20 protein-coding genes are annotated in these 22,115 nt (G+C 64.4%); 10 read left to right on the top strand and 10 right to left on the bottom strand.

Features of this window, described 5'->3' with window-relative positions:
- Nucleotides 1-30: 30 nt before the first annotated feature.
- A complete protein-coding gene (locus K6G35_RS02835; RefSeq protein WP_495676063.1) occupies nucleotides 31-861 on the top strand; it encodes a fimbrial biogenesis chaperone in 831 nt (276 codons plus the stop codon).
- The gene (locus tag K6G35_RS02830; RefSeq protein ID WP_495676062.1) at nucleotides 858-3,428 is read left to right on the top strand and encodes a fimbria/pilus outer membrane usher protein; all 2,571 of its coding nucleotides are present in this window, start codon (nucleotides 858-860) and stop codon (nucleotides 3,426-3,428) included. The genes K6G35_RS02835 and K6G35_RS02830 overlap by 4 nt, the downstream gene beginning before the upstream one ends.
- A 203-nt stretch (nucleotides 3,429-3,631) precedes the next feature.
- On the opposite strand, the gene K6G35_RS02825 is transcribed toward K6G35_RS02830, so the two are convergent.
- Complete coding sequence (locus tag K6G35_RS02825; protein WP_234819054.1) at nucleotides 3,632-4,426, bottom strand: tetratricopeptide repeat protein; 795 nt, start codon at nucleotides 4,424-4,426, stop codon at nucleotides 3,632-3,634.
- Between the two features lie 19 nt (nucleotides 4,427-4,445).
- Complete coding sequence (locus K6G35_RS02820) at nucleotides 4,446-6,554, bottom strand: bifunctional 2',3'-cyclic-nucleotide 2'-phosphodiesterase/3'-nucleotidase (protein ID WP_035881435.1); 2,109 nt, start codon at nucleotides 6,552-6,554, stop codon at nucleotides 4,446-4,448.
- A gap of 269 nt (nucleotides 6,555-6,823) precedes the next feature.
- Between K6G35_RS02820 and modA the strand changes: the two genes are divergently transcribed.
- Genes modA through K6G35_RS02805 form a run of 3 tightly spaced genes read left to right on the top strand, consistent with a single transcriptional unit; the run spans nucleotide 6,824 to nucleotide 9,066 of the window.
- Nucleotides 6,824-7,600 carry a molybdate ABC transporter substrate-binding protein gene (gene modA, locus K6G35_RS02815; RefSeq protein ID WP_035881434.1) on the top strand — a complete coding sequence of 259 codons (777 nt, stop codon included), beginning with the start codon at nucleotides 6,824-6,826 and terminating at the stop codon, nucleotides 7,598-7,600.
- Nucleotides 7,601-7,618: 18 nt separating this feature from the next.
- Complete coding sequence (gene modB / locus K6G35_RS02810; protein WP_495676061.1) at nucleotides 7,619-8,335, top strand: molybdate ABC transporter permease subunit; 717 nt, start codon at nucleotides 7,619-7,621, stop codon at nucleotides 8,333-8,335.
- Nucleotides 8,336-8,343: 8 nt separating this feature from the next.
- A complete protein-coding gene (locus K6G35_RS02805) occupies nucleotides 8,344-9,066 on the top strand; it encodes an ATP-binding cassette domain-containing protein (protein ID WP_495676060.1) in 723 nt (240 codons plus the stop codon).
- Here K6G35_RS02805 and K6G35_RS02800 read toward each other — a convergent pair.
- From K6G35_RS02800 to K6G35_RS02780, 5 genes are all read right to left on the bottom strand, one after another.
- The gene (locus K6G35_RS02800) at nucleotides 9,036-9,575 is read right to left on the bottom strand and encodes a class IV adenylate cyclase (RefSeq protein WP_495676059.1); all 540 of its coding nucleotides are present in this window, start codon (nucleotides 9,573-9,575) and stop codon (nucleotides 9,036-9,038) included. The two genes, K6G35_RS02805 and K6G35_RS02800, sit on opposite strands and share 31 nt — an antisense overlap.
- A 6-nt stretch (nucleotides 9,576-9,581) precedes the next feature.
- Nucleotides 9,582-10,388, bottom strand: coding sequence for a TOBE domain-containing protein (locus tag K6G35_RS02795; protein ID WP_495676058.1), 807 nt, complete (start codon nucleotides 10,386-10,388; stop codon nucleotides 9,582-9,584).
- A gap of 110 nt (nucleotides 10,389-10,498) precedes the next feature.
- Complete coding sequence (locus K6G35_RS02790; protein ID WP_008640901.1) at nucleotides 10,499-10,741, bottom strand: RNA recognition motif domain-containing protein; 243 nt, start codon at nucleotides 10,739-10,741, stop codon at nucleotides 10,499-10,501.
- Between the two features lie 105 nt (nucleotides 10,742-10,846).
- Nucleotides 10,847-11,626, bottom strand: coding sequence for an enoyl-ACP reductase FabI (gene fabI / locus K6G35_RS02785; RefSeq protein WP_008640903.1), 780 nt, complete (start codon nucleotides 11,624-11,626; stop codon nucleotides 10,847-10,849).
- Nucleotides 11,627-11,716: 90 nt separating this feature from the next.
- Nucleotides 11,717-13,981 (bottom strand): DUF3141 domain-containing protein, encoded by a 2,265-nt coding sequence (locus tag K6G35_RS02780; protein WP_008640921.1) that lies wholly within the window; start codon nucleotides 13,979-13,981, stop codon nucleotides 11,717-11,719.
- 306 nt (nucleotides 13,982-14,287) lie between these two features.
- Between K6G35_RS02780 and K6G35_RS02775 the strand changes: the two genes are divergently transcribed.
- Both K6G35_RS02775 and K6G35_RS02770 read left to right on the top strand, forming a co-directional pair.
- Entirely contained in the window at nucleotides 14,288-15,238 is a 951-nt protein-coding gene (locus K6G35_RS02775) for a phosphate acetyltransferase (protein ID WP_008640930.1), read from the top strand.
- Nucleotides 15,239-15,261: 23 nt separating this feature from the next.
- A complete protein-coding gene (locus K6G35_RS02770) occupies nucleotides 15,262-16,479 on the top strand; it encodes an acetate/propionate family kinase (protein ID WP_495676057.1) in 1,218 nt (405 codons plus the stop codon).
- Here the strand turns inward: K6G35_RS02770 and K6G35_RS02765 are convergent.
- The gene (locus K6G35_RS02765; protein ID WP_495676056.1) at nucleotides 16,476-17,240 is read right to left on the bottom strand and encodes a tyrosine-protein phosphatase; all 765 of its coding nucleotides are present in this window, start codon (nucleotides 17,238-17,240) and stop codon (nucleotides 16,476-16,478) included. The two genes, K6G35_RS02770 and K6G35_RS02765, sit on opposite strands and share 4 nt — an antisense overlap.
- A 335-nt stretch (nucleotides 17,241-17,575) precedes the next feature.
- Between K6G35_RS02765 and K6G35_RS02760 the strand changes: the two genes are divergently transcribed.
- The 3 genes from K6G35_RS02760 (at nucleotide 17,576) to K6G35_RS02750 (ending at nucleotide 20,995) form a co-directional block, all read left to right on the top strand.
- Nucleotides 17,576-19,099: a DASS family sodium-coupled anion symporter gene (locus K6G35_RS02760; RefSeq protein WP_035881506.1), complete on the top strand. Its 1,524-nt coding sequence runs from the start codon at nucleotides 17,576-17,578 to the stop codon at nucleotides 19,097-19,099.
- Nucleotides 19,100-19,160: 61 nt separating this feature from the next.
- A complete protein-coding gene (locus K6G35_RS02755) occupies nucleotides 19,161-20,210 on the top strand; it encodes an Ldh family oxidoreductase (protein ID WP_186426000.1) in 1,050 nt (349 codons plus the stop codon).
- An 89-nt stretch (nucleotides 20,211-20,299) separates the two neighbouring features.
- On the top strand, nucleotides 20,300-20,995 hold the full coding sequence (locus tag K6G35_RS02750) for a transglycosylase domain-containing protein (protein ID WP_017511621.1): 696 nt from the start codon (nucleotides 20,300-20,302) through the stop codon (nucleotides 20,993-20,995).
- 9 nt (nucleotides 20,996-21,004) lie between these two features.
- Here K6G35_RS02750 and K6G35_RS02745 read toward each other — a convergent pair whose 3' ends face one another.
- Complete coding sequence (locus K6G35_RS02745) at nucleotides 21,005-21,247, bottom strand: formate dehydrogenase subunit delta (RefSeq protein ID WP_008640936.1); 243 nt, start codon at nucleotides 21,245-21,247, stop codon at nucleotides 21,005-21,007.
- Between the two features lie 8 nt (nucleotides 21,248-21,255).
- Nucleotides 21,256-22,101: a formate dehydrogenase accessory sulfurtransferase FdhD gene (gene fdhD, locus K6G35_RS02740; protein ID WP_495676055.1), complete on the bottom strand. Its 846-nt coding sequence runs from the start codon at nucleotides 22,099-22,101 to the stop codon at nucleotides 21,256-21,258.
- Nucleotides 22,102-22,115: the final 14 nt, after the last annotated feature.

The raw sequence follows: 22,115 nt of genomic DNA, 5'->3' as shown, positions 1-22,115 counted from the left end.
TCAGGCCTATACCTGCCGGCATGCGCACACATGCCGGCACCTCCAGCCAGCCGGCTTCGAGCCGGCACCTCCTTCCCGTCGCCGTTCATCATGTTCAAGACTTCAAGTTGTCGCGCAGCCATTGCTGCCGTCCTCCTGGCAATGGTCACGCCGGAAACCCTTGCGTCCGTGGTTTTGACCGGGACCCGCGTCATCTATTCCGAGTCGGAGCGGGAAGTCAGCCTCAAACTCACAAATGAAGGAGATGCGCCCGCTCTAGTGCAGGCATGGATCGACGACGGCGACCCCAATGCGACGCCGGAGAACGCGAAGTCGCCATTCACGCTCACGCCGCCGCTGTTCAGACTGGATGCGAAGAAGGGCCAGACGCTACGCATCATTCAGATCCAGCAAGCGCTGCCCCGCGATCAGGAATCGCTGTTCTGGCTCAACGTTCTCGAAGTGCCACCCGTCGCATCCAGCAGCAAGGATCAGCAGAACTCGCTTCAGTTCGCCTTTCGGTCACGCATCAAGCTGTTCTTCCGTCCAACGGGATTACCCGGCGACGCGGACAGCGCGCCCACCAAGGTCACTTGGCGCTTCGCACGCAAGGATGACGGCCATCATGTACTGAGGGCAACGAATCCAACGCCGTACCACATCACCTACACAAAGGTCGAGGCAGCCGCTGGCGGGCATGTGTACAGCAATGATGCCGGAGCAATGGTGAATCCCGGCGGCACAGTCGAATTTGCCATGGATGACACGTCGCCAGTGTCCGGTGAACCAGCCCAGGTCAGTTACACGTTTATCTCGGACTATGGCGCCGGTGTATCTGGCATCCGCAATGCGAAGCCAATGCAGAAAGCGAAGGGACAATGACGATGCGGAGGCGGAAGCCACGCGCCTCGCGCGTTCTCGCTGTGCATTGGGTCCTGGCCGCCGCGCTGCCTACTGCGGTATTTGCTGATGAGCCGGGCAAGACAGCCACCGCCGCAGCCATCAAGTTCAATTCACAATTTCTGAAACGTTCCGATGGCACCAGCGTCGACGTCGACCGGTTTGCATTTGGCAACCCCATCTCACCTGGCGACTATCCGGTCGACATATACCTGAACGGATCTTGGGTTGGTCGAGAGACAGTGCGATTCCGGTCCCGGGACGAGGTCGTCGGCCCATGCATGGACCGATCGCTCATTACCCGGTTGAATCTCGACGAGCAGGCGCTGCCGCCCGCCAACCGCAATGCGATAGCGCATGCCGTCAGCGGGGAATGCACGCGTTCATCTGACATCTCGGAGGATCTCACCTGGTCGTTCCACCTCAATGACCTGCGTCTCGACATCGGCGTGGCGCAGGCTTTGCTGCGCCGCACGCCGCGTGGCAGTGTCAGCCCAGAACTCCTGGATGATGGCGTCCCGTCCGGGACGGTCGCCTACAATTTCAATACGTTCCACACCACTGGTAGTTCGCCTGGCACCTCTACCTACCTTGGCGTCGATTCCGGATTGAATATCGGTGCCTGGCACGTGCGGCAGCGCTCCTCGATGAGCTGGCAGCAGTCCATTGGCCAAAGCACCTACGACTACCAGAACATCGCGACCTACGTGCAACGGGACATATCACGTCTGCGTAGTCAACTTACCCTTGGCGATGCCTACACGGATGGGGCCGTCTTCGACAGTTTTTCCGTGCGCGGCGTGAATCTGGCCAGCGATGACCGGATGCTTCCCGACTCCGCGCGCGGCTATGCGCCACTGGTCCGAGGCGTCGCCCGCTCCAATGCGCGTGTCACGGTCACGCAGAATGGCAACAAGCTCTATGAAACGACCGTGGCCCCGGGACCGTTCGAGATCAAGGATCTCTACGCCACCGGTTATGGCGGCAATCTGCTCGTCACGGTGACAGAAGCCGACGGCAGCCAGAGCAGCTTTACCGTGCCCTATGCATCCGTGGCTCAGCTTCTGCGGCCCGGTATCACGCGGTACTCGGCCACGGTTGGGGAGTACCGCGGTGGCTCGCGCACGTCTTCCCGCCGCGAGAAACTGGTCCAGGGCACGGTGCAGCACGGGTTCAACAACTTCGTAACAGGCTATGCCGGGCTAGTCCTCTCGGAGGGTTATCAGGCGGGCATGGTCGGCGCGGCCTTGAATCTTCCCATTGGGGCATTCGCGCTGGATGCGACTCATGCCCGCGCCTCGATCGACCAGGTTGACAACACCAGCGGACAAAGCGTCCGCCTCAGCTACAGCAAGTTCGTGCCGTCAACAAGCACGAGTATGTCACTCGCCGCCTATCGCTATGCGACCCGCGGCTTCTGGACGATGAGCGACGCATTCACCGCCCGCGCCAGCGGTGGCAATGCCCGCGCCGTGGACCGCCAGCGCAGCCAGATCCAGCTCACGCTGAATCAGAGCCTCGGCGATCGCTGGGGCAACTTCTATCTCACGGGCACTTCCGCGGAGTACTGGAATCGGGGCGGTACAGCACTGATGTTTCAGGTGGGCTACAGCAACTCGCTGCGTGTGCTGGGGCTGCCGATGACCTACAACATCGCGGCCTCGCGCCAACGCGAAGCGATGACTGGCCGGTTCACCACCCAAGTCTTCGCCAGCCTCACCGTCCCGCTGGGCAAGAGCATCCACGCCCCAATGCTGTCCTTCGGCGCCACGCATAACAGTGACAGCCAATCCTCGCAACAGATGCGGCTGAGCGGCACCGCACTCGAGGACAACGCCATCACCTATGGCTTGAACGTCGACCGTTCGCCGAACACGACCACCGGCGGCGGCAACGTACAGTACCGGACGCCTTACACCACGGTTTCCGCTTCTGTCAGCGGTGGCGGCAGTTACACGCAATATTCGGGCGGCCTGCAAGGCGCCCTGGTCGCCCACTCAGGAGGCATCACACTCGCCAACTACCTTGGCGACACCATCGGCATCGTCGAAGCAAAGGGCGCCACCGGCGCGCGCGTCGCCAATGCGACGGGCGTCAGGATCGACGCATTCGGCTACGCCATCGTGCCGTACCTCCAGCCCTACAACATGAACACGATCGAGATAGATCCACGCGGGATGCCGCTGGATGTATCGCTGGACGCGACCAGCACCCAGGTAGCGCCACGCGCGAACGCAGCGGTGAAAATCAAGTTCGCCGCGCTCAGCGGACGCTCCGTCATCATCTCAGCCAGCCAGCCCGATGGGGCGCCATTGCCCTTCGGCGCATCAGTGCTGGATAAGGACAATGCCGAAATCGGCGTGGTTGGCCAAAGCGGCATCATCTTCGTGCGTGGCATCGAAGACACCGGACGCTTGCAGGTTTCCTGGGGCACACACTCCGCACAACGTTGCGCGATCGAATATCAGCTGCCGGAGAAGGTCCGCAACGCGACGTCGTTCACGCAGATCCGATCGGTATGCCAGCCCAACACGAAGGCGGAATCGTGAATGTCGATACTGCGATCAGGTCGTACCAAATGTTGCCAACCATCGCGGCGACTCTGCTTGGTCCGATCACTATCGGCACGCTGCAATCGTTTCGCACTCGAACTATCGCGCGCGGCAACCTCTCCGGCCCATTGTCATTACCACGCTGACGGACACCACCACGCCGGGCAATCGTTCACCCCGAGCTAACGATCGCGGCAGGCTTACGGATTGATCGCCGGATGCTTCAGCGCATGCGCAGCCTCGGCCAGATGCTGGCGGTAGTTGCCCTCGTCTCGCGAGAGGCCAAGTTCTCCGCTGCGATAGGCCATCGCCAGCGCCTGAATCGAGGCCGGATGCTCGCGCTCGGCGGCGGCCTCGTACCAGGACACCGCAGTCGCATCATCACGCGGCACGCCATCGCCCTCACGGTAGGCGTTGGCCAGCAAGAACATGGCCTGCGCAACACCGCCGTCAGCAGCCACTCTGAACCAGTGCGCAGCGGCAGCCGGATCCGCTGTATGGCCGTAGCCACCGCGATAGAGCAGCCCCAGGTAATACGCTGCACCAACATCGCCCACCCTTGCCGCCGCGCCGAGTTCGCGCCATGCGACAGGCAAGTCCGTACGACCGGATGCCAACTCTCCAAGCATCGCGGCCTTGCCGAGCAGGAACTGCGCGCGGGTGTGTCCGCTCGCTGCCGCCAGGCCAAGCCAGTGCTCCGCCTGCGCGCGGCTCTCGGTGTCTGTCCGGGACAGTAGTGTTTCACCGAGAGCCGCGCATGCCGCTACCTCGCCCGCCGCGGCCGCGCGCTGTAGTCGTGACAGTGCGGCGGCATCATTCGCCGAGGTCGCCATCAACTGCCATCGCGCGATCTCGCTTTGACGCACATCGGATTGCTGTCGCCACACGGCGGCGCCAGCTACCCCAGCCGCCGCAACGGTTACAGCCAGCGTGGCCGCCACAAACAGCGGGTGAATGCGAGGAAAGCGCCGCGGTACGGCCATAGTCGTTGGCATGGCGTGCATGGTCAGTCAATCACAAGCTGAGATCGAGCTTGTACTGCGACAGATTCTTGCCGGACCCATCGTCAGCCTTGTCGAGCGAGATATTGGTCAACCCAGCGTCGGTTGCCTGCTGCAGCATCCCGATACCCGAGCTGAACACCACCTTGCCCGTCGTGGTCACCTTGGTGAACTTCCAGCTACGCGCGCTGCCGTTGGCCACGCGTGTGACATTGGTCACCTTCTTGATGTAGCTGATCAGCACGTCGCGGTTGGCATCGGGCGAGGCATAGATCGTCTTGGTGCCATCGAGGCCCGGGAAGTTGCCGCCCCCGCTGGCACGATAGTTGTTGGTCGCCACGATGAAGTTCATCGCCGCGGTCACCGGCGTGCCCTTGTACGTCAGGTTCTTGATACGGCTGCCAACCGGCTGCGTCACGTCGATCTCATATTGCATGTCAGGATCGGTGAACATGTCGAAGTTGTAGCCCGGGAAGGTGCTGATCAACTGCTGGTCCGTCGTCTTGGCCGGGTCGATCTGGTTGAAGCGCTTGGCGGCGGTTTCCAACCACGCCTTCACCTCGTCGCCGTTGACCTTCACCGCATACACCGTGTTCGGGTACAGGTAGAGATCGGCCGCATTGTTGATGGCCAGGTTGCCGGACGCCACGTCGGTGTAGTCGCTGCCGCCGCCAAAGCCGCTCTTGAACGGGGCCGAAACCGACAGCACGGGCAGCGAGGCCAGCGCCGGCAGGTTCGCGGTCACGTAGTCCTTCACGTACGCAGCCTGCGCCATGTTGACGATCTGAATCGCGCCCGGATCACCCACGTCGGCGAAGTAGCTCGACATGCGGTAGTTGGTGCTGCCGATCGGCGTCTTCACGTACTGGATAGTTGCCTGGTGCTCGGTGTCGATCATCGGCGCCACGCTGGCGTCGGCCGTCACATAGGTCTTGTCGGCGTTCTGGGTCGAGCGCGCCTCCACGGTGGTCTTGGTGCGATCGACGCTCCAGCTCTTGCCGTCGTGGTTCAGCGACAGGTTGATCACACCCAGATGCTTGCCCCAGTAGTTGGCCATCACGGTCGGCACGCCGTTGACCGTGCCCTTGACCTTGTCCACGCCCGGCAGGTTGAACTGGCCGACCGTGCTGTTGGCATCCGGGAAGATCTGGTGCGAGTGGCCGATCAGCATCGCGTCCACGCCAGCCACCTTCGACAGGTGATAGCTGCCGTTCTCCATCGTCGGCGAGTAGGTCGAGTTATCGAGGCCACCATGCGAGATCACGACGACGAGGTCGGCGCCCTTGGCGCGCATCTCGGGAATGTACTTCTGGGCCGTTTCTACCAGACCTTCGGTGTAGACCTTGCCGTCGAGCCAGCGCTTGTCCCAGCTCAGGATGGCCGGCGGCGCGAAACCGATGATGCCAACCTTGATCGGCGCGGTGACCGTCTTGCCGTCCGGGCCGGTAGCCGTCAGCGTCTTGCTCAGAATCGCGTACGGCTGGAACAACGGCGCGCGCGTCTTGACGCTGTAGACGTTGGCCAGCACCTGCGGAAACTTCGGACCCGCGCATGTGGTCTGGGCGGTCGGATCGGGCAGACCGTCAACGTTGAACTTGCTGCCGGTGACCTGGCTCAGGTACTGCAGCCCGTAATTGAATTCGTGATTGCCGATGCCACCGCCGTCAAAGCCAGCGGCGTTCATCACCTTGTACATCGCCAGGGTCTCGGTGCACGAGACCGGCTTCACCAGTGCCTGATAGTCCGAGAGCGCGGTGCCCTGGATCGTGTCGCCGTTGTCGAGCAACAGGCTGTTCGGAAACTCCTGCCGCGCGGACTTGATCAGCGTCGAGACGCGCTCGAAGCCCAGCGACTTGTCTTCGGCCAGCTTGAAGTAGTCATAGCTCAGGACGTTGGTGTGGAGGTCGGTGGTCTCGAGCAGCGCCAGCGTGGACTTGGTACCCGCGACGATCGCCGCCGGGGTGTTGCCACCGTTGTTGCCGCCGTTGCCACTGTTTCCGCTATTGCCGCCGTTGTTGCCGGAGGTGGAGGACGAGGTGTCGTCTGAGCCGCAGGCGGCCAGCGCGGTCACCCCCACCAGCAAGGCCGCGAGCGTCGCGGCCTGGATGCGATGGAGTTGCATGTTTCGGGTTCCCTGATTGGATTTGTTTTGATTTTGGTTTTGGTGCAGCCACGGAATTGTCGGCAGCCGCGATGGCAGGAAAGTGGCGAAATCGCGTCATTCGTGTGACAGGCACCACGGATGTCAGCGTCATCAGGGAATGCACAAATCGCGCGCCGGACTATTCCAAATGGCTGAAGACCCTTATCCATCCGGGCAATTGACGGTGCGCTATATACCCGCTTATATTGCGCAAGGTAACAATCGCGCACACCGCACCCCTTCACGCCATGACCTTCCGCACCCTGCCCTTCCTGCGCCGCACCGCCTGCGTCGGCGCCGCCCTGGCCCTGACCGTCGCCGCACCGTCGGCCTTTGCCGCCGATCTCGTGGTCTCCGCCGCCGCCAGCCTGACCAACGCGTTCAAGACGCTGGCCGAGCAGTACGAGCACGCCCACCCGGATACCAAGGTGGTGCTGAATTTCGGCGCTTCGGACGTGCTGATGCAGCAGATCGTCAAGGGCGCGCCGGCCGATGTGTTCGCCTCCGCCGACCAGACCGCCATGGACAAGGCCGAGGCCGAGAAGGTCGTGCAACCGGCCAGCCGCAAGGACTTTGCCGCCAACCAGGTAGTGCTGATCGTGCCGCAGGACAGCAAGCTCGGCATCGGGTCGCTCAAGGACCTGACCCGCGCCGACGTCAAGCGCGTGGCGTACGGTAATCCGTCGTCGGTGCCGGTGGGCCGCTATACCAAGGGCGCGCTCGAAGCCGAGGGCCTTTGGGATGCCGTGGCGGCCAAGGGCGTGCCGGCCCAGAACGTTCGCCAGAGTCTCGACTACGTGGCACGCGGCGAGGTCGACGCCGGCTTCGTGTTCGCCACCGATGCCGCGATCATGCCGGAGAAGGTCAAGGTGGCGGTGCGCGTGCCGAATCGCACGCCGGTCACCTACCCCATCGCCGTCACCACGCAGACGAAGCAGGCCCAGCAGGCCAACAGCTTCGTCCAGTACGTGCTGTCGGCCGAAGGCCAGGCCGTGCTGGCCAAATTTGGATTCCAGAAACCGTAACAAGGTCTGATTGCTGTCATGGATGCCGTCTGGGTACCGCTGCTGCTGTCGCTCAAGGTAGCGGGCTGGGCCACGCTGCTGAACGCCATTCTTGGCGTGGCGGCCGCCTATGCGATATCGCGCTGGCGCTCGTCCGTGCGTGATGTGGTGGATGCCATCCTGACCCTGCCGCTGGTTCTCCCACCCACCGTGCTCGGCTACTACCTGCTTGTGCTGGTGGGCCGGCGCGGCGTGTTTGGCGCTTGGCTGGACCGGATCGGGATCGAACTTGTGTTCACATGGCAGGGCGCGGTGCTGGCGTCTACCGTGGTCGCATTCCCGCTCGTGCTGAAATCCGCGCGCGCTGCGTTCGAAGGCGTCGATCACCAGCTCGAGAATGCCGCCCGCGTGCTGGGTGTATCGGAGACCGGCATCTTCTTTCGCGTCACGCTGCCGATGGCGCTGCGCGGCATCTCCGCCGGCGTGGTGCTGGCGTTTGCGCGGGCACTGGGCGAATTCGGCGCCACGCTGATGGTGGCCGGCAACCTGCCGGGCCGCACCCAGACGCTCTCTGTGGCCATTTATGAAGCCGTGCAGGCTGGCGACGACAACACCGCCAACCTGCTGGTGCTGGTGACGTCGGTCACATGCATCGTGCTGTTGGTGGTGGCTGGCCGACTGGTGCCGCCCGCCGCGCGTGGCGTTGGCGAGGTCTACGAGCGACGCGCTTTCCGGCGCGAAGCCGTGGGCAAGTGAGGCCCGCCATGAGCATGCAGATCACCATCCGCAAGCGCCTGGTGTCGCGAGATCGCCAGTTCGCGCTCGACATCGGATTTGAGTCGGACAGTCACCGTATTGCGATGTTCGGACCCTCCGGCTCTGGCAAGACCCTGACACTGCGGGCCATCGCCGGGTTGCTGGTGCCGGACAGCGGGCGCATCGTACTCAACGGACGCACGCTGTTCGACAGCGAATCCGGCATCGACCTGCCCCCCCAGGAGCGCCGCGTGGCGTACCTGTTCCAGGACTACGCGCTATTTCCGCATCTGACCGTGGCGCAGAACATCGCGTTCGGCCTGAACCACGGCTGGCGTAATCCCCGGCGGCGCGAGTTGCCGCCAGAGGCCGCGCACTGGGTCGATGCCTTCGGCTTGCGCGAGATCGTGAATCAGTATCCGTCCGAGATCTCGGGCGGTCAGAAGCAGCGCGTGGCGCTGGCCCGCGCGCTGGCGCCCAAGCCGGATATTGTTTTGCTCGACGAACCGTTCTCGGCGCTGGACCCAGCGCTACGGACGCGTATGCGCGAAGAACTGCTGTCGCTGCAGGCGAACCTCGATGTGCCAATGGTGGTGATCTCGCACGATCCGCAAGACGTCGAGATCCTGGGCGACCACGTGCTCGAGATTCGCGAGGGCCGCATCTTCGGCAGCGGCACCGGCAAGCGGCATCCGCCGGTCTACGCGCCCCTGCCCGCGCACGTGGCCTGATCCGCTATCAGCAAATCGACATAGGCGCCTTCGATCAGGGCGTCATGGTTCACGCCCAGCCGCGCCATCAGTCCATGCGCCTCGGCCACGCCAGCTTCCGCTGGCTCGCCTTCGTGCAGCACCACTTCCAGTTCCAGAAAGTCGCCCAACCCTTCCACGCGATCGAGATGCACGCGCGTGCGACCGACGAGGAACAGTGTCCGCACCTTGCGCACGCGTCCACGCTCGCCGTGGGCCGAGACCAATGCGGCACGCAACGTGTCGGGCGAGGCCGTCGGGGACAGGATGTAGAAGCTCTCCTTCGGCCCCGTCTGGTCAGGTCGGGAATAGAAGATCAGTTGCCCTTGATCGGCACTGAACGCGCGCAGCTTGAGCCTGCCGTTCGGGCACGGGAAGAACGTGTCGTCCTGCTCGATCAGTTCCGGGCCATGATCCGCGACGGCGGCGGCGCGCGGTATCAACGCCTCGACGCTGGCGATGCGTGCCTTGATTTCGATATTGCGTGCCATGCTGCTTTAGCCCACTGTCCCGAGGATCACGCTCGAAGCCTTGAAAATGGCCACCGCACGCGTGCCCACCTTCAGATCGAGTTCGGTCACCGCTGTATTGGTGATGATGGCCGCGACCGTGCCGCCGCCATCGAGATCGAGCACCACCTCGGCATTGACCGCGCCCGGCTGCACGCGCGAGACCACGCCCGGCAACTGGTTACGCGCCGACAGCCGCACGTTGGGGTCGGGCAGACCGATCATCACCGACGATGCCTTGACGAGCGCGAACGCCTCGGCGCCGGCCGTCAGGCCCAGGGTCTCCACGCTCTCGTGCGTGATGGTGGAAACGACGCGCTGGCCACCCGGCAGCGCCAGCGTGACTTCATCGTTGACGGCCCCGCCGCGAATTGCTTCCACGCGGCCGAACAGCTTGTTGCGCGCACTGGTCTGGACCATGAATTTCCTCATCAGGTGAAGGTCGTCGGCATCCGCGTCGCTCAATGCGCTCCCGACCTTGTCAAGGTAGGCGACGAAGCGGGCGTGCTCGGCCTCCATCGCATGGTAGGTACGAATCAGGCGCTCGGCGCGTTCGGTCAGTCGGGTACCGCCCCCGCCCTTGCCGCCAGCCGCGCGCGAGACGAGCGGCTCGCCGGCGCTGTTGTTCATGGCGTCGATGGCATCCCAGGCGGCCTTGTAGCTGATGCCGACGGCGCGCGCCGCGGCCGTGATCGAACCATGTTCGCCAATGGCAGCCAGCAGCGCGATGCGGTCCTTGCCGCCCCAATCATGCGTGCCGGCGCGAAACCAGATCGCTCCCTGGAGTTCGAGCATGTGCTAACGGTGTGGGAAGTGAAAGATAGCGTATGGTACCGCCAGCCGACACCGCGCCGATACCGCACTGGTGTCAGTGCGGTATCGGCGCGGCATTCACGCGGCATCCACTAGTTCTGGTGCGCCGGGATATACCAGCGCATGATGCTGCCGGCGAAGTACTGTTTGTCGAGCTGCCGCAGCAGCCGCCAGGCCGTGAAGGCGTCGACGTCCAGATCCACCCATGCCCATGGATGATCGGCGTCACCCTCGCGCATGATGTCGATCGAGATGACGCGGGCGTAGATCTTGAGCTTTTCGCGCAGCATATCCGCCGTCACATCTCGATGCAGCCCGCGGATCAGTACCTGCATGGCGGCCTCTCCCTCGGTGCGTTGGCATTGTGTGTATTGTAGGCCGCGCTCCGCGTCACGTCGTGTGCCTCATGCGCTGATCGCACACGACGTTGCCCCATCCTGTCAGGCCATCACGTGCACGCCGCCATCGACGTACACGGTGTTGCCAGACAGCCGTCGCGCGTACGGCGTAGCCAGGTAGGCGGTGGCGAAGCCCACATCCATGATGTCGACCAGTTCGCCCAACGGCGCGCGCCCCGCCGCCTCGGCCAGCAGAGCGTCGAAGTCCTTGAGCCCCGACGCCGCGCGCGTCTTCAGCGGCCCGGGCGAGATCGCGTGCACGCGGATGCAGCGCGGACCGAGTTCATAGGCCAGATAGCGGCAACTGGCCTCCAGCGCAGCCTTTACCGGCCCCATCAGGTCATAGTTCGGCACCACGCGGTTGGCGCCGTCATAGCTCATCGCGAACATCGTGCCGCCGTGCGGCATCAGCGGCACCGCGCGGCGCGCCATGCGTATGAAGGAATGGCAGGAGACATCCATCGCCCGCGCGAACCCGGTGGCCGATGAATTGAGCAGTCCGCCCTGCAGGTCGGCCTTCGGCGCGAAAGCCACGGAATGGATCAGGGAATCCAGTTGCCCCCACTCCGCCGCGATGCGCGCGAACAGCGCGTCCATCTGCGCATCGTCCTCGACATCGAGCGGCATCAGGATCGGCGCCTCCACCTGGCGCGCCAGTGGTTCCACGTACGGCAGTGCCTTGTCGTTGAGATAGGTCAGCGCGATCTCGGCGCCCATTTCCCGGAACGCCCGGGCGCAGCCCCAGGCAATCGAGTCCTCGTTCGCCACGCCCACGACGAGCACGCGCGCCCCTGCAAGGGGTGGATTCGGTACTTGCACCATCGGATTCTCCGGCGAAGCTACGTGATGAGCGATGCGCGACGACCGCCCCGCCTCCGGCACGCGGTGGCGGGGCGAAATGGTTATCGGGAGTCAGGTCTGGGCGTCGGCGCCCGCCTCGCGCGTGGCCTTGCCGTGATCGGTACCCATCACGTCGGCGACCTTGCGGTAACGCTCCATCCACTCACCCTCGAGCGGGCCACCAACGGTCAGCACGCGATGTGCCAGCACCATCACCCGGCGACGCTCCTTCATGTCCGGCACGAGTTGCGGCAGCGTGCGCAGCGCGCCGTCGGGGTCAAGACTGACGACATAGCTCTGACGCCGTACCGCGTCCTTGAATTCGGCCAGTGTGAAACGCTCGTCGGGCGGGTTTTCCACCGCCAGCTTGCGTAGCAGGTTGAATGGACGTTCCTCGATGGCGGACTTGCCCCCGGTCACGTAGGCCAGGATGCGCAGGAACCCATCGACCAGCGTGCCCTCGTCGATCCGGGACAGCGCCTCGCGACGGCGGAGTTCCGCCACCTCCGTACGCAGCGCGGTAACGGCGGGCGACTCGGCGCGCTCGGTATCCACCTTCATGCCGAATAGGGCCGGCAGCCACGGCGTGGCGTAGATCGACCAGAACGCCTGTTCCTGCCAGGCATCGCGCATATCGCGGTACAGGTCGAGCGAGCGCACGATCTGATCGGAGATCGCGGTCTGCATGGCCAGGAACGGATTGTCGGGAGATACGGGCTGGCGCGCTTCGCGCACGGCCGGCGCCATCGCGCTCACCCATTGCATCCACGGATTGGTGTCGCCTTCCAGCGATCGTTCAAGCCGCGTCGGATGCACCGCCCGAATCACCTCCGCCATCGACTCGTTCGACATCGCGCGCAGGAACGGCGAGGCAAACGTATCGTAGAGATGCTGGTTGACCTCGGCCACGCGGCGCACCACCTGGAACGGCAGTTCGTCGTCCCGGCCGTCGTCGAGCGACAGGATGTCGTCGATCGTGCGTCGTTCGAAGCGCACCATGTAGCGGCCTTCGATCAGATCCTTGTGCGACGTGCCCGGCGCGATGTCCTCGATCTTCGCTTCGTACAGGCCCGGCGGCAGCACGTCGATCAGGTCCAGCGCGCAGAAGAGTTCCGAGTGTTCCTTGTTGGCCACGCTACCCGACACGAAGATGCCGAGGTGGCCGATCGAAGGATGCAGGCAATAGACGATGGTCTGGTCGTTGGCGACGATCTCGTCAACGTTCGCGTAGAGATCGGGAATCCAGTTCAGCGCCTGCTGCGGCGGCGTGATGTTGTCACCCCAGGAGGCGAACACAATCACCGGCGAGCGCACGTTCCGCAGGTCGATGACCGTCTTGCCGTCGTTGCTGCGCACTTCGCCCGCTGTGAGGTGGTTGCCGACGAACAGGTTCTGCACGATCCAGTCGATCTCTTCCCGGTTCATCAGGAAGTGGCCGCCCCACCAGCGCTCGAACTCCAGGAAACGCGGACCCTCGGTGTCGGCCTTGGCATAAACGTTGTAGAGCTTCGACCAGAACGTGTTCGCGGGATCGAGCTTCTCGAAGTTCTGTACGAGCCAGGCGCCGTCGAAGCGGCCATTGCCCAGATCCGCCGCCAGCGATGCCAGCCAGGTGCCACCAAGCAGGCCACCCGAGTACCGCATCGGATTCTTGCCACGCACCCCAGACCAGTACGCCACGGGCGCGCCAGCCAGCAGGATCGGGCCGGTGACTTCCGGCGCTGCAGCCGCCAGCATCAGCAGGGCCCAGCCTGCCTGACAGTTGCCGACGACGAATGGCTTCCCGGGTGCATCGGGGTGACGCTCGGCGACCGCCTGCAGAAACAGGCCTTCGGTACGCGCGACGTCCTCGATCGTCTGCCCCGGGCAAGGATCGCGAAAGAACGTGATGAAGTAACACGGATGCCCACCACGCAGCGCATTGCCAATTTCGCTGTCGGACTTGAACCCGCCGATGCCAGGACCATGCCCCGCGCGGGGGTCCATCACCACGAACGGCCGCTTGGCCGGGTCCGTCGGTTGTCCTTCAGGTGGCACGATGCGAACCAGCGCGTAGTTGACCGGCGTCGGCAAATCGCGGCCGTCGATCAGTACCTCGTAGTCGAACACCAGCACTGGCGGCATGCCACCGCGCTCGTGCTCCGCGGTTTCATTGCCGCGCTGCCGAAGGATGTCGAGGAACAGGATCGAGCGTTGCCAGGCATCGATGCCGTACTCCCATGCGGCATGCGCAATGGCGGTAGGCGGAACTGGTGGAAGAAACCCGGCGAGCGCGGTCGCGGCCGGTGAGGGTGCCTCCGCTGTCGATGTGACAGCGGTCGGTTGACGTGCGGTCATTCCGTTTCTCCCAGTCTGGATAGGCGGAGTCAGGGTGTCGCGGCAAGACGTGTCGTCCGGATGATCGATAGATCAGCGCCGGTGTGCTTGCTGCGATGCAACAGCGAAAATCTACCAGTGTCGCGGCGCCATGGCAATTGGCCGAAGCGCCACTCCGAACATATCGGCCACCCATGACATATGCGTGTCATCGTGGCGGTTGGAACATTGGCATATACTTTGCCGCAAGACGTTTGCGCAATGCAGCATCCGTGGCCCCCAGGATGCCTGCCCTCCAAAACCGTTTGGTTCCAGGGAACGCTGCCTATGCCGATTACATCGTCCACCGACAAGTACGCCCAGCTGCTCGCGCGTTGCGAGGGGCTGCCCCCCATCCCCACCGCCGTAGCGCATCCGTGCGACCAGTCATCGCTCGATGGCGCACTGGAAGCGGCAAGGCTTGGCCTGATTACTCCACTGCTGGTTGGCCCGGAGTGGCGCATCCGGCAAGTGGCGGAAGAGCACGGCCTGCCCCTCGGCGATACGCCGATCATCGATACAGCTCACAGCCATGCTTCGGCCGAAGCCGCCGTGGAAGCCGTGCGCTCGGGCCGCGCCGAACTGCTAATGAAGGGCAGCCTTCATACCGATGAGTTGCTGCACGCCGTGACGCGCAGCACCAGCGGTTTGCGCACGGAACGGCGCCTTTCGCATGTCTTCGCAATGGACGTGCCGACCTATCACAAGCCGCTGTTCATCACGGACGCCGCGGTCAACATCTTCCCCACGCTGAATGAGAAGGCCGACATCGTGCGCAACGCGATCGACCTCGTGCGCATTCTCGGCGTCGAGCGCCCCAAGGTGGCGATTCTCTCGGCCGTGGAAACGGTGACGGACAAGATCCCGTCGACGATCGACGCCGCCGCGCTGTGCATGATGAGCCTGCGCGGGCAGATCGAAGGCGGCCTGCTCGATGGCCCGCTGGCGTTCGACAACGCCATCAGCAAGGCCGCGGCCGAAACCAAGGGCATCCACTCCGAAGTGGCCGGCGACCCCGATATCCTGCTCGTGCCGGATCTCGAAGCCGGCAACATGCTCGCCAAGCAGCTCACGTTCCTGGCCGGTGCGGAAGCGGCTGGCATCGTACTTGGCGCGCGCGTGCCGATCATCCTGACCAGCCGCGCCGACAGCGTGCGCGCGCGCATTGGTAGTTGCGCGATCGCCGTGCTCATCGCCCATGCACGCCGTGTTGCCACCGAGGCAGCCGTCAAGGTCTGAAGCCACTTAAGGAGATTCGCCGCGTGGCCACTGCTCACCCTGTCATCCTCGTCGTCAACGCCGGCTCATCGAGCGTCAAGATTTCCATCTTCTCCGTGCCGGAGGCTGCCCACGAGGACGTCGAAGTCCTGCCCGCGCAGCTTGCGCACGGCCAGATCGAAGGGATCGGCGTGGCGCCGCATATCGAGGGGCGCCTGGCCGATGGAACCGTCGTCGCCGACGAGCGCTTTCCCGTGGAGCAGGTGCCCGATCACGATGCGGCGTTCCGCCTGATCCAGGCCAGGCTGCAGGAAGGCCTGCGCGACACGCCGCCGGTAGCGATCGGCCATCGCGTGGTGCATGGCGGGATGGACTTTGCCGACGCCGTGCGCATCGACGACAACGTGATCGCCAGGCTCGATGCGCTGGTACCACTTGCGCCGCTGCACCAGCCGCACAACCTGACGGCGATCCGCGCGGTGCGGGCCGCCGCGCCCGGCCTGTTGCAGGTAGCGTGCTTCGACACCGCGTTCCACGCCGGGCACGATCCGATGGCCCAGTTGATGGCGCTACCCTACGAGTACTACGAGCAGGGCATCCGGCGTTTCGGCTTTCATGGGCTGTCCTACGCGTATATCGCGCGCCGGCTCAAGCAGGTGGCGCCCGACCTGGCCGAGGGCCGCGTGATCGTTGCCCACTTCGGTAACGGCGCGAGCCTGTGCGCGATGCGCGGCGGCAAGAGCGTGGAATCGACCATGGGCCTCACGGCGCTGGACGGCATGCCGATGGGCACGCGCTGCGGCACGATCGACCCCGGTGCGGTGCTGTGGCTGGCGGCGCAAGGGATGACGCCCGACGCAATCCAGACGATGCTCTATGGGCAATCGGGCCTGAAGGGTATCTCCGGCGTCAGCAGCGACATGCGCGCGCTGCTGGCCAGCGATACGCCGCGCGCGAAGCTGGCCGTGGACTTCTACGCCTATCGCGCCGCACAGGAAATCGGCAAGCTCGCCGTCACGCTGGGTGGCCTGGATGGACTGGTCTTCACGGCTGGTATCGGCGCCAACTCGCCGGACGTGCGCGCACGCGTCTGCGCGCACCTCACCGATCTCTTCGGCATCTCGCTGGATGCCGCGGCCAATGGCGACAACTGCCAACGCATCAGCAGCGACACAAGCCGCGTGCCGGTGCTGGCGCTGCAGACGGACGAGGAAGGCATGATCGCTCTCTCGACCGCGAAGATCCTGCTAAACGGCGGCTAATCTTCGAGGTAGTGCCCGCGTAGTTGCCCCACATCGATGCCCAGGTCATCGGCAAGAAATTGCTCCACACTGCCGTAGGCCTGCGCAATCGCATCCATCGATGCTTCCAGGTACTCGGGCCGCACTTCGAGCAACGGCGTGATGACGTCCGCGTCGACCCCGATCGGGGCCACGCGCGCCAGCACATCTTCGTTGAGGCGACGATTCCAGTGATTGGATTCGAGGTAATTGGCGACGATCTCGTCCTGCGACACGCCAAGCGCCGATAGCAACAGCAACGACGCAAAGCCTGTGCGGTCCTTGCCTGCGGTGCAGTGATAGAACAGCGTGCGGCCGGCCTCGGCATGGCGCAGGAACGCGCCGAACGCCTCGCGGTAGCGCACCGGAAAATCGCGGTACACATCGAGCATGAAGTCGCGCATCTGCGTGGGCGTGCTTGCACGCAGGCGCGGCACCAGCACATCCATCGCCATGCTACCCTCCAGCACCGGCACCGCGAGCCAGTGAAAGCGCTCGCCGAAAGCGGCCTCGGCAGGCGACTTCTCGCCCGGAGACCGGAAATCGACGACGATATCCAGATCGAGCGAATGCAGGCGATCGAGATCGGCGGCCGAGGCCAGCGCGGGATTCGCGCTGCGATAGAGCTTGCCCGACCTGACGCGACGGCCGGACAAACCGGCCAGTCCGCCAAGGTCACGCGCATTGGGGATCGTTTCCAGCCCCAAGGAGGGACGTGCGTCGTGATTCATATTGTTGGTCATTTCACATCCGCGTGCCGTCATGCACGCCTTCCAAAAACGTTCAACATCGACTTCAATTATTTCAGATCGCCGCATCGAAGGACAGGTGCCACGTACGGCTTCATGCTTCCGTGCCGCTCATACGCCCATCCACGCGCAATCACACTCACTCGATCCGCACAAGGCCCCATTGCCGGCATCGAAGCCTGACATCGCAGTGAGTTGATATCCAGCAATTGCGCCGTCATCGGCACCTTGGCACATCGGCCTTGGCTTCACATAATGAGCCCATGTCGGCCGCGGCGATCCTGCGATACGACGCGACCGACAGGCTGATCCAACATGGGGATTCCACGATGCCTGAATCACAAGTACCTCCTGCCGCCCCCGGCGCCCCCACCGCCGCGACGGCCATCCCGGCCGCGCCCAAGCTCAACATCCACTGGGGTCTATATGCCGCCGTGATCGTGCTGATCGCGGTGCTCCTGATTCCGATGCCGGCCGACCTGCCTGTGGCCGGTCAGCGCATGCTGGCCATCCTGGCATTCGCGGTCGTGGTGTGGATTACCGAAGCGGTGACCTACGAGACCAGCGCCATCATGATCACGTCGCTGATGGCAGGCCTGATCGGCTTCTCGCCGATGGTCAATGACCCCAACACGCTATACGGCACGTCGCGCGCACTCGGCATGGCCCTGGCGGGCTTCTCGAACACCGCGCTGGCCCTCGTCGCCGCCGCGCTGTTCATCTCGGCGGCCATGACCGTGACCGGACTGGACCGGCGCATCGCGCTGGTCACCTTGTCGGCCATCGGCACCAGTACCCGGCGCATCCTGATCGGCACGATCGCCGTCACGATCCTGCTCAGCCTGGTGGTGCCGAGCGCCACCGCGCGCAGCGCATGTACCGTGCCGATCATGATGGGCGTGATCGCCGCATTCGGCGTCGACAAGAAGTCGAACATCGCAGCCGGCATCATGATCATGGTCGCCCAGGCCACCAGCGTCTGGAACGTCGGTATCCAGACCGCCGCCGCACAGAACCTGCTGACCGCGGGCTTCATGGACAAGCTGCTCGGCGAACGCGTGACCTGGCTGCAATGGCTGATTGCCGGCGCCCCCTGGGCCATCGCGATGTCGATCGTGCTGTACTTCCTCGTGCGCTGGCTGCTACCGCCTGAAACCGACGCGATTGCGGGCGGCAAGGAAGCCGTGCAGCGTGAGCTGGCCGCGCTGGGTCCGATGACCGGCCCACAGAAGCGCCTGGCTGCCGTCGCCATCGGCCTGCTGCTGTTCTGGGCCACCGAGGGCAAGCTGCACAAGTTCGATACGGCGTCGATCACGTTCGTCGGCCTGGTAATCCTGATGTTGCCGCGCATCGGCGTGATGGACTGGAAGACGATGCAGCAACGTACGCCCTGGGGCACGCTGATCGTGTTCGGCGTCGGTATCAGTCTGGGCACCGCGCTGTTGACAACGCAGGCCGGTCAATGGCTCGGCAAGTTCGTCGTCACGCATTCCGGCCTGGCCAATCACGGCACGCTGCTGGTCTTTGCCGTGCTGGCGGCATTCCTGATCCTGATCCACCTCGGCTTTGCCAGCGCCACGGCGCTGACCTCCGCGATGCTGCCGATCCTGATCTCGGTACTGCAAACCATACCCGGTGACATGAACAAGGTCGGCATGACGATGCTGCTCGGCTTCACGGTCAGCTTCGGCTTCATCCTTCCCATCAACGCGCCGCAGAACATGGTCTGCCTGGGGACCGATACCTTCAACGGGCGACAGTTCGCACGCATCGGCATCCCGACCACGATCATTGGGTATCTGCTAATGCTGCTGTTCGCGTCGACGTACTGGCGCTGGCTTGGCTGGATCTGACCGGAAAACATGCAATCTCGCCGCTGACATAAGCGCCCCCAAACCTTCGCCCCCAACGATGATGAAAATTACCCTAGACAGCGCGCGGCAGTTCGCGCGCAGTATCCTGGCGGCGCAGGGTGTGCCCGCCGATATCGCCGATGACGTGGCCGAGCACCTGGTGGAAGCCGACCGCAGCGGCTACGTCAGCCACGGCCTGTCGATCCTGCCGAACTACCGCCGAGCCATCGAGAGCGGCAACGTGAACCCCACCGGCCGCGCCGCGTGCGTGCTCGACCGCGACATGCTGATGGTGTTCGACGGTAACGGCGGCTTTGGCCAGCACGTCGGCAAGACCGTGATGGCGCGTGCCATCGAACGTGTGCGCCAGCACGGTCATTGCATCGTGACACTGCGCAAATCGCACCACCTTGGCCGTATGGGCCACTATGGCGAGATGGTGGCCAGCGCGGGCTTCGTGCTGTTGAGCTTCACCAACGTGATCAACCGGCCGCCCGTGGTCGCGCCCTTCGGCGGCCGCGTGCCACGGCTCACCACCAATCCGCTTTGCTTTGCCGGGCCGATGCCGAACGGGCGACCGCCGCTGGTCGTCGATATCGCCACCAGCGCCATCGCCATCAACAAGGCACGCGTGCTGGCGGAGAAAGGCGAGCCCGCGCCGGAGAACAGCATCATCGACGCCGAAGGCAACCCGACTACCGATGCGGGGGTCATGTTCGACGATCAACCGGGATCGCTGCTGCCGTTTGGCGCGCACAAGGGCTACGGCCTCGGCGTGGTGGCGGAACTGCTGGCCGGGGTGTTGTCCGGCGGCGGCACGATCCAGCCGGACAACCCGCGCGGTGGCGTGGCCACGAACAACCTGTTCGCGGTGCTGCTGAATCCCGAACTCGATCTCGGCATCAACTGGGAACGGGACGAGGTAGAGGCCTTCGTGCGCTACCTGCACGACACGCCGCCTGCACCGGGTTTCGACCAGGTGCAGTATCCGGGCGAGTACGAGGCCATGCATCGCGCCGCTGCGGCAACGCATCTGGAGATCAATCCGAAGATCTGGAGCCATCTGGCAGCGTTGGCGGGGGATCTCGGGGTGGATATGCCGGCGGCGTAGGCCGTTGAAGCACGCTTCGCACGGACCGGAGACAGGAGAGCATCAGAGATTTCCCAGACGCGATAGCCGCCAATGGCACAATACGCGCCATGCAACGTCTCTGGTCCGCCCTCGTCAAATTCGTTCTGCTCGCCACCATCGGTGGCGCCCTGCTGCTGGCCTTCGTCATCGTGATGGCGAATCGGCAATTGCCGTCCCTCGACGCGCTGACGGCATTTCGCGATTCGCCCGGCTACGTGAAGATCGCGGATTTCCCGCACAACTTGCCCGAGGCCGTGGTCGCCATCGAAGACGACCGCTTCTACCTGCATGACGGCGTGGACTATGTGGGCGCGATGCGCGCCGGCATCGCCAATCTCTCCGACGACCTCTCGCAAGGCGCGTCGACGATCACGATGCAGGTGGCGCGTAACTTCTATCTGTCGCGCCAGAAGACCTACACGCGCAAGCTCTACGAAATCCTGCTGGCGTACCGGATCGAAAACGCACTGAGCAAGGATGAAATCCTGGAGATCTACCTGAACAAGATCTACCTTGGCCAGGGCGCGTATGGCTTCGGTGAGGCTGCCGAGACCTACTTCGGCAAACCGGTCGACCGTCTCACGCTGGCCGAATGCGCGATGCTGGCCGGGCTGCCCAAGGCGCCGTCCGCCAACAACCCGGTGGTCAACCCGCGCCGCGCTCGCCAGCGCCAGGCCTACATCCTGCTGCGGATGCTGGAACTGGGCCGCATCACGCGCGCCCAGTACGATGCCGCACTGCTAGAACCACTGCGGCTGAAATAGGCTCGCGCGTCACGCGGCCGCCTGCGCCACCGCCACCTTGTCGCGATGACGCGCCACGGCGGCCTGCACGATTGGATCGAGCCCTTCCCCGCCCGTCGTGTCGATATGGGCCAGCAGCGCGCGCCGCATGCGTGGCTCCCAGAACCGCTTCAGATGGCTGGCGATATCACCCAGCGCTTCATCTCGATCTGGCATCGCTTCGAAGAACGTGCCGATCTGATTGGCCATCTTGACCAGATTGTCGATATGCATGAAAGACCCTACGCAAGCTTGAGTCGTTGGGGGTGAGAGTAGGCGACCAGGCTGCCGCCGCGCACGAAACCGGCCAGCGTGACACCCGCCGATTCGGCCAGACGCGCAGCCAGCCCCGTTGATCCGGACACCGCCGCCAGGATGCCCGCGCCAATCGAGGCCGTCTTGAGCACCATCTCGTAGCTGGCGCGGCTGGTGACGATCACGGCGCCACGACTCACGTCCTCGCCGCCCTGCGCCAGCGCGCCGGCGAGTTTGTCGAGCGCGTTGTGGCGGCCCACGTCCTCGCGCACCAGCGATACGTCGCCATCTGCCCGCAACCACGCTGCCGCGTGTGTGGCCCCGGTATCGCGCAGCAGCGCCTGCCGCTTGTGCAGCGCGGCGAAGGCATCATCGAACACCACGGGATCGAACACCGCGGCGCTTTGCACCTTCCGCGGCGCGCGCATGACCTCCTCGAGCGATTCCGTGCCGCAGAGACCGCAACCGGTACGTCCCGCCAGCGCCCTGCGCCGGCTCTTGAGCGCGACGAACGCGGCGCTGGCGATCTCCAGCTTCACCGTCACGCCATTCTCGGCGGCTTCCACCTCGATGCCGTAGATGTCGCGCGCGCTGTCGACCACGCCCTCGGTCAGGCTGAAGCCGATCGCGAAATCCTCCAGGTCCGCCGGCGTGGCCAGCATCACCGCGTGGGAGATGCCGTTGTACTCGAACGCCACCGGCACTTCCTCGGCCAGATGATCGATCTCGGCGGAGGCGGCGCCCTGCCGCCAGCGCGTGACCACACGCGTGTGCTGCACTGGCAATACTCCAGCTTCACCCAGGCCGTTCTCGTCAGGCATGTCTCGCTTCATCGCCGTGCTCCCTG

The sequence above is a fragment of the Cupriavidus sp. HY129 genome (genome assembly GCF_059492215.1).
The sequence above is the reverse complement of the archived record's forward strand: the minus strand, read 5'-3'. Positions and strand labels throughout refer to the sequence as shown.

Excerpts from the sequence above, each read along its gene's own strand:
- K6G35_RS02835 (WP_495676063.1), top strand. The coding sequence starts at position 31 with ATGCCGGCACCTCCAGCCAGCCGGCTTCGAGCCGGCACCTCCTTCCCG.
- K6G35_RS02830 (WP_495676062.1), top strand. The coding sequence starts at position 858 with ATGACGATGCGGAGGCGGAAGCCACGCGCCTCGCGCGTTCTCGCTGTG.
- K6G35_RS02825 (WP_234819054.1), bottom strand. The coding sequence starts at position 4,426 with ATGCCAACGACTATGGCCGTACCGCGGCGCTTTCCTCGCATTCACCCG.
- K6G35_RS02820 (WP_035881435.1), bottom strand. The coding sequence starts at position 6,554 with ATGCAACTCCATCGCATCCAGGCCGCGACGCTCGCGGCCTTGCTGGTG.
- modA (WP_035881434.1), top strand. The coding sequence starts at position 6,824 with ATGACCTTCCGCACCCTGCCCTTCCTGCGCCGCACCGCCTGCGTCGGC.
- modB (WP_495676061.1), top strand. The coding sequence starts at position 7,619 with ATGGATGCCGTCTGGGTACCGCTGCTGCTGTCGCTCAAGGTAGCGGGC.
- K6G35_RS02805 (WP_495676060.1), top strand. The coding sequence starts at position 8,344 with ATGAGCATGCAGATCACCATCCGCAAGCGCCTGGTGTCGCGAGATCGC.
- K6G35_RS02800 (WP_495676059.1), bottom strand. The coding sequence starts at position 9,575 with ATGGCACGCAATATCGAAATCAAGGCACGCATCGCCAGCGTCGAGGCG.
- K6G35_RS02795 (WP_495676058.1), bottom strand. The coding sequence starts at position 10,388 with ATGCTCGAACTCCAGGGAGCGATCTGGTTTCGCGCCGGCACGCATGAT.
- K6G35_RS02790 (WP_008640901.1), bottom strand. The coding sequence starts at position 10,741 with ATGCAGGTACTGATCCGCGGGCTGCATCGAGATGTGACGGCGGATATG.
- fabI (WP_008640903.1), bottom strand. The coding sequence starts at position 11,626 with ATGGTGCAAGTACCGAATCCACCCCTTGCAGGGGCGCGCGTGCTCGTC.
- K6G35_RS02780 (WP_008640921.1), bottom strand. The coding sequence starts at position 13,981 with ATGACCGCACGTCAACCGACCGCTGTCACATCGACAGCGGAGGCACCC.
- K6G35_RS02775 (WP_008640930.1), top strand. The coding sequence starts at position 14,288 with ATGCCGATTACATCGTCCACCGACAAGTACGCCCAGCTGCTCGCGCGT.
- K6G35_RS02765 (WP_495676056.1), bottom strand. The coding sequence starts at position 17,240 with ATGACCAACAATATGAATCACGACGCACGTCCCTCCTTGGGGCTGGAA.
- K6G35_RS02760 (WP_035881506.1), top strand. The coding sequence starts at position 17,576 with ATGCCTGAATCACAAGTACCTCCTGCCGCCCCCGGCGCCCCCACCGCC.
- K6G35_RS02755 (WP_186426000.1), top strand. The coding sequence starts at position 19,161 with ATGAAAATTACCCTAGACAGCGCGCGGCAGTTCGCGCGCAGTATCCTG.
- K6G35_RS02750 (WP_017511621.1), top strand. The coding sequence starts at position 20,300 with ATGCAACGTCTCTGGTCCGCCCTCGTCAAATTCGTTCTGCTCGCCACC.
- K6G35_RS02745 (WP_008640936.1), bottom strand. The coding sequence starts at position 21,247 with ATGCATATCGACAATCTGGTCAAGATGGCCAATCAGATCGGCACGTTC.
- fdhD (WP_495676055.1), bottom strand. The coding sequence starts at position 22,101 with ATGAAGCGAGACATGCCTGACGAGAACGGCCTGGGTGAAGCTGGAGTA.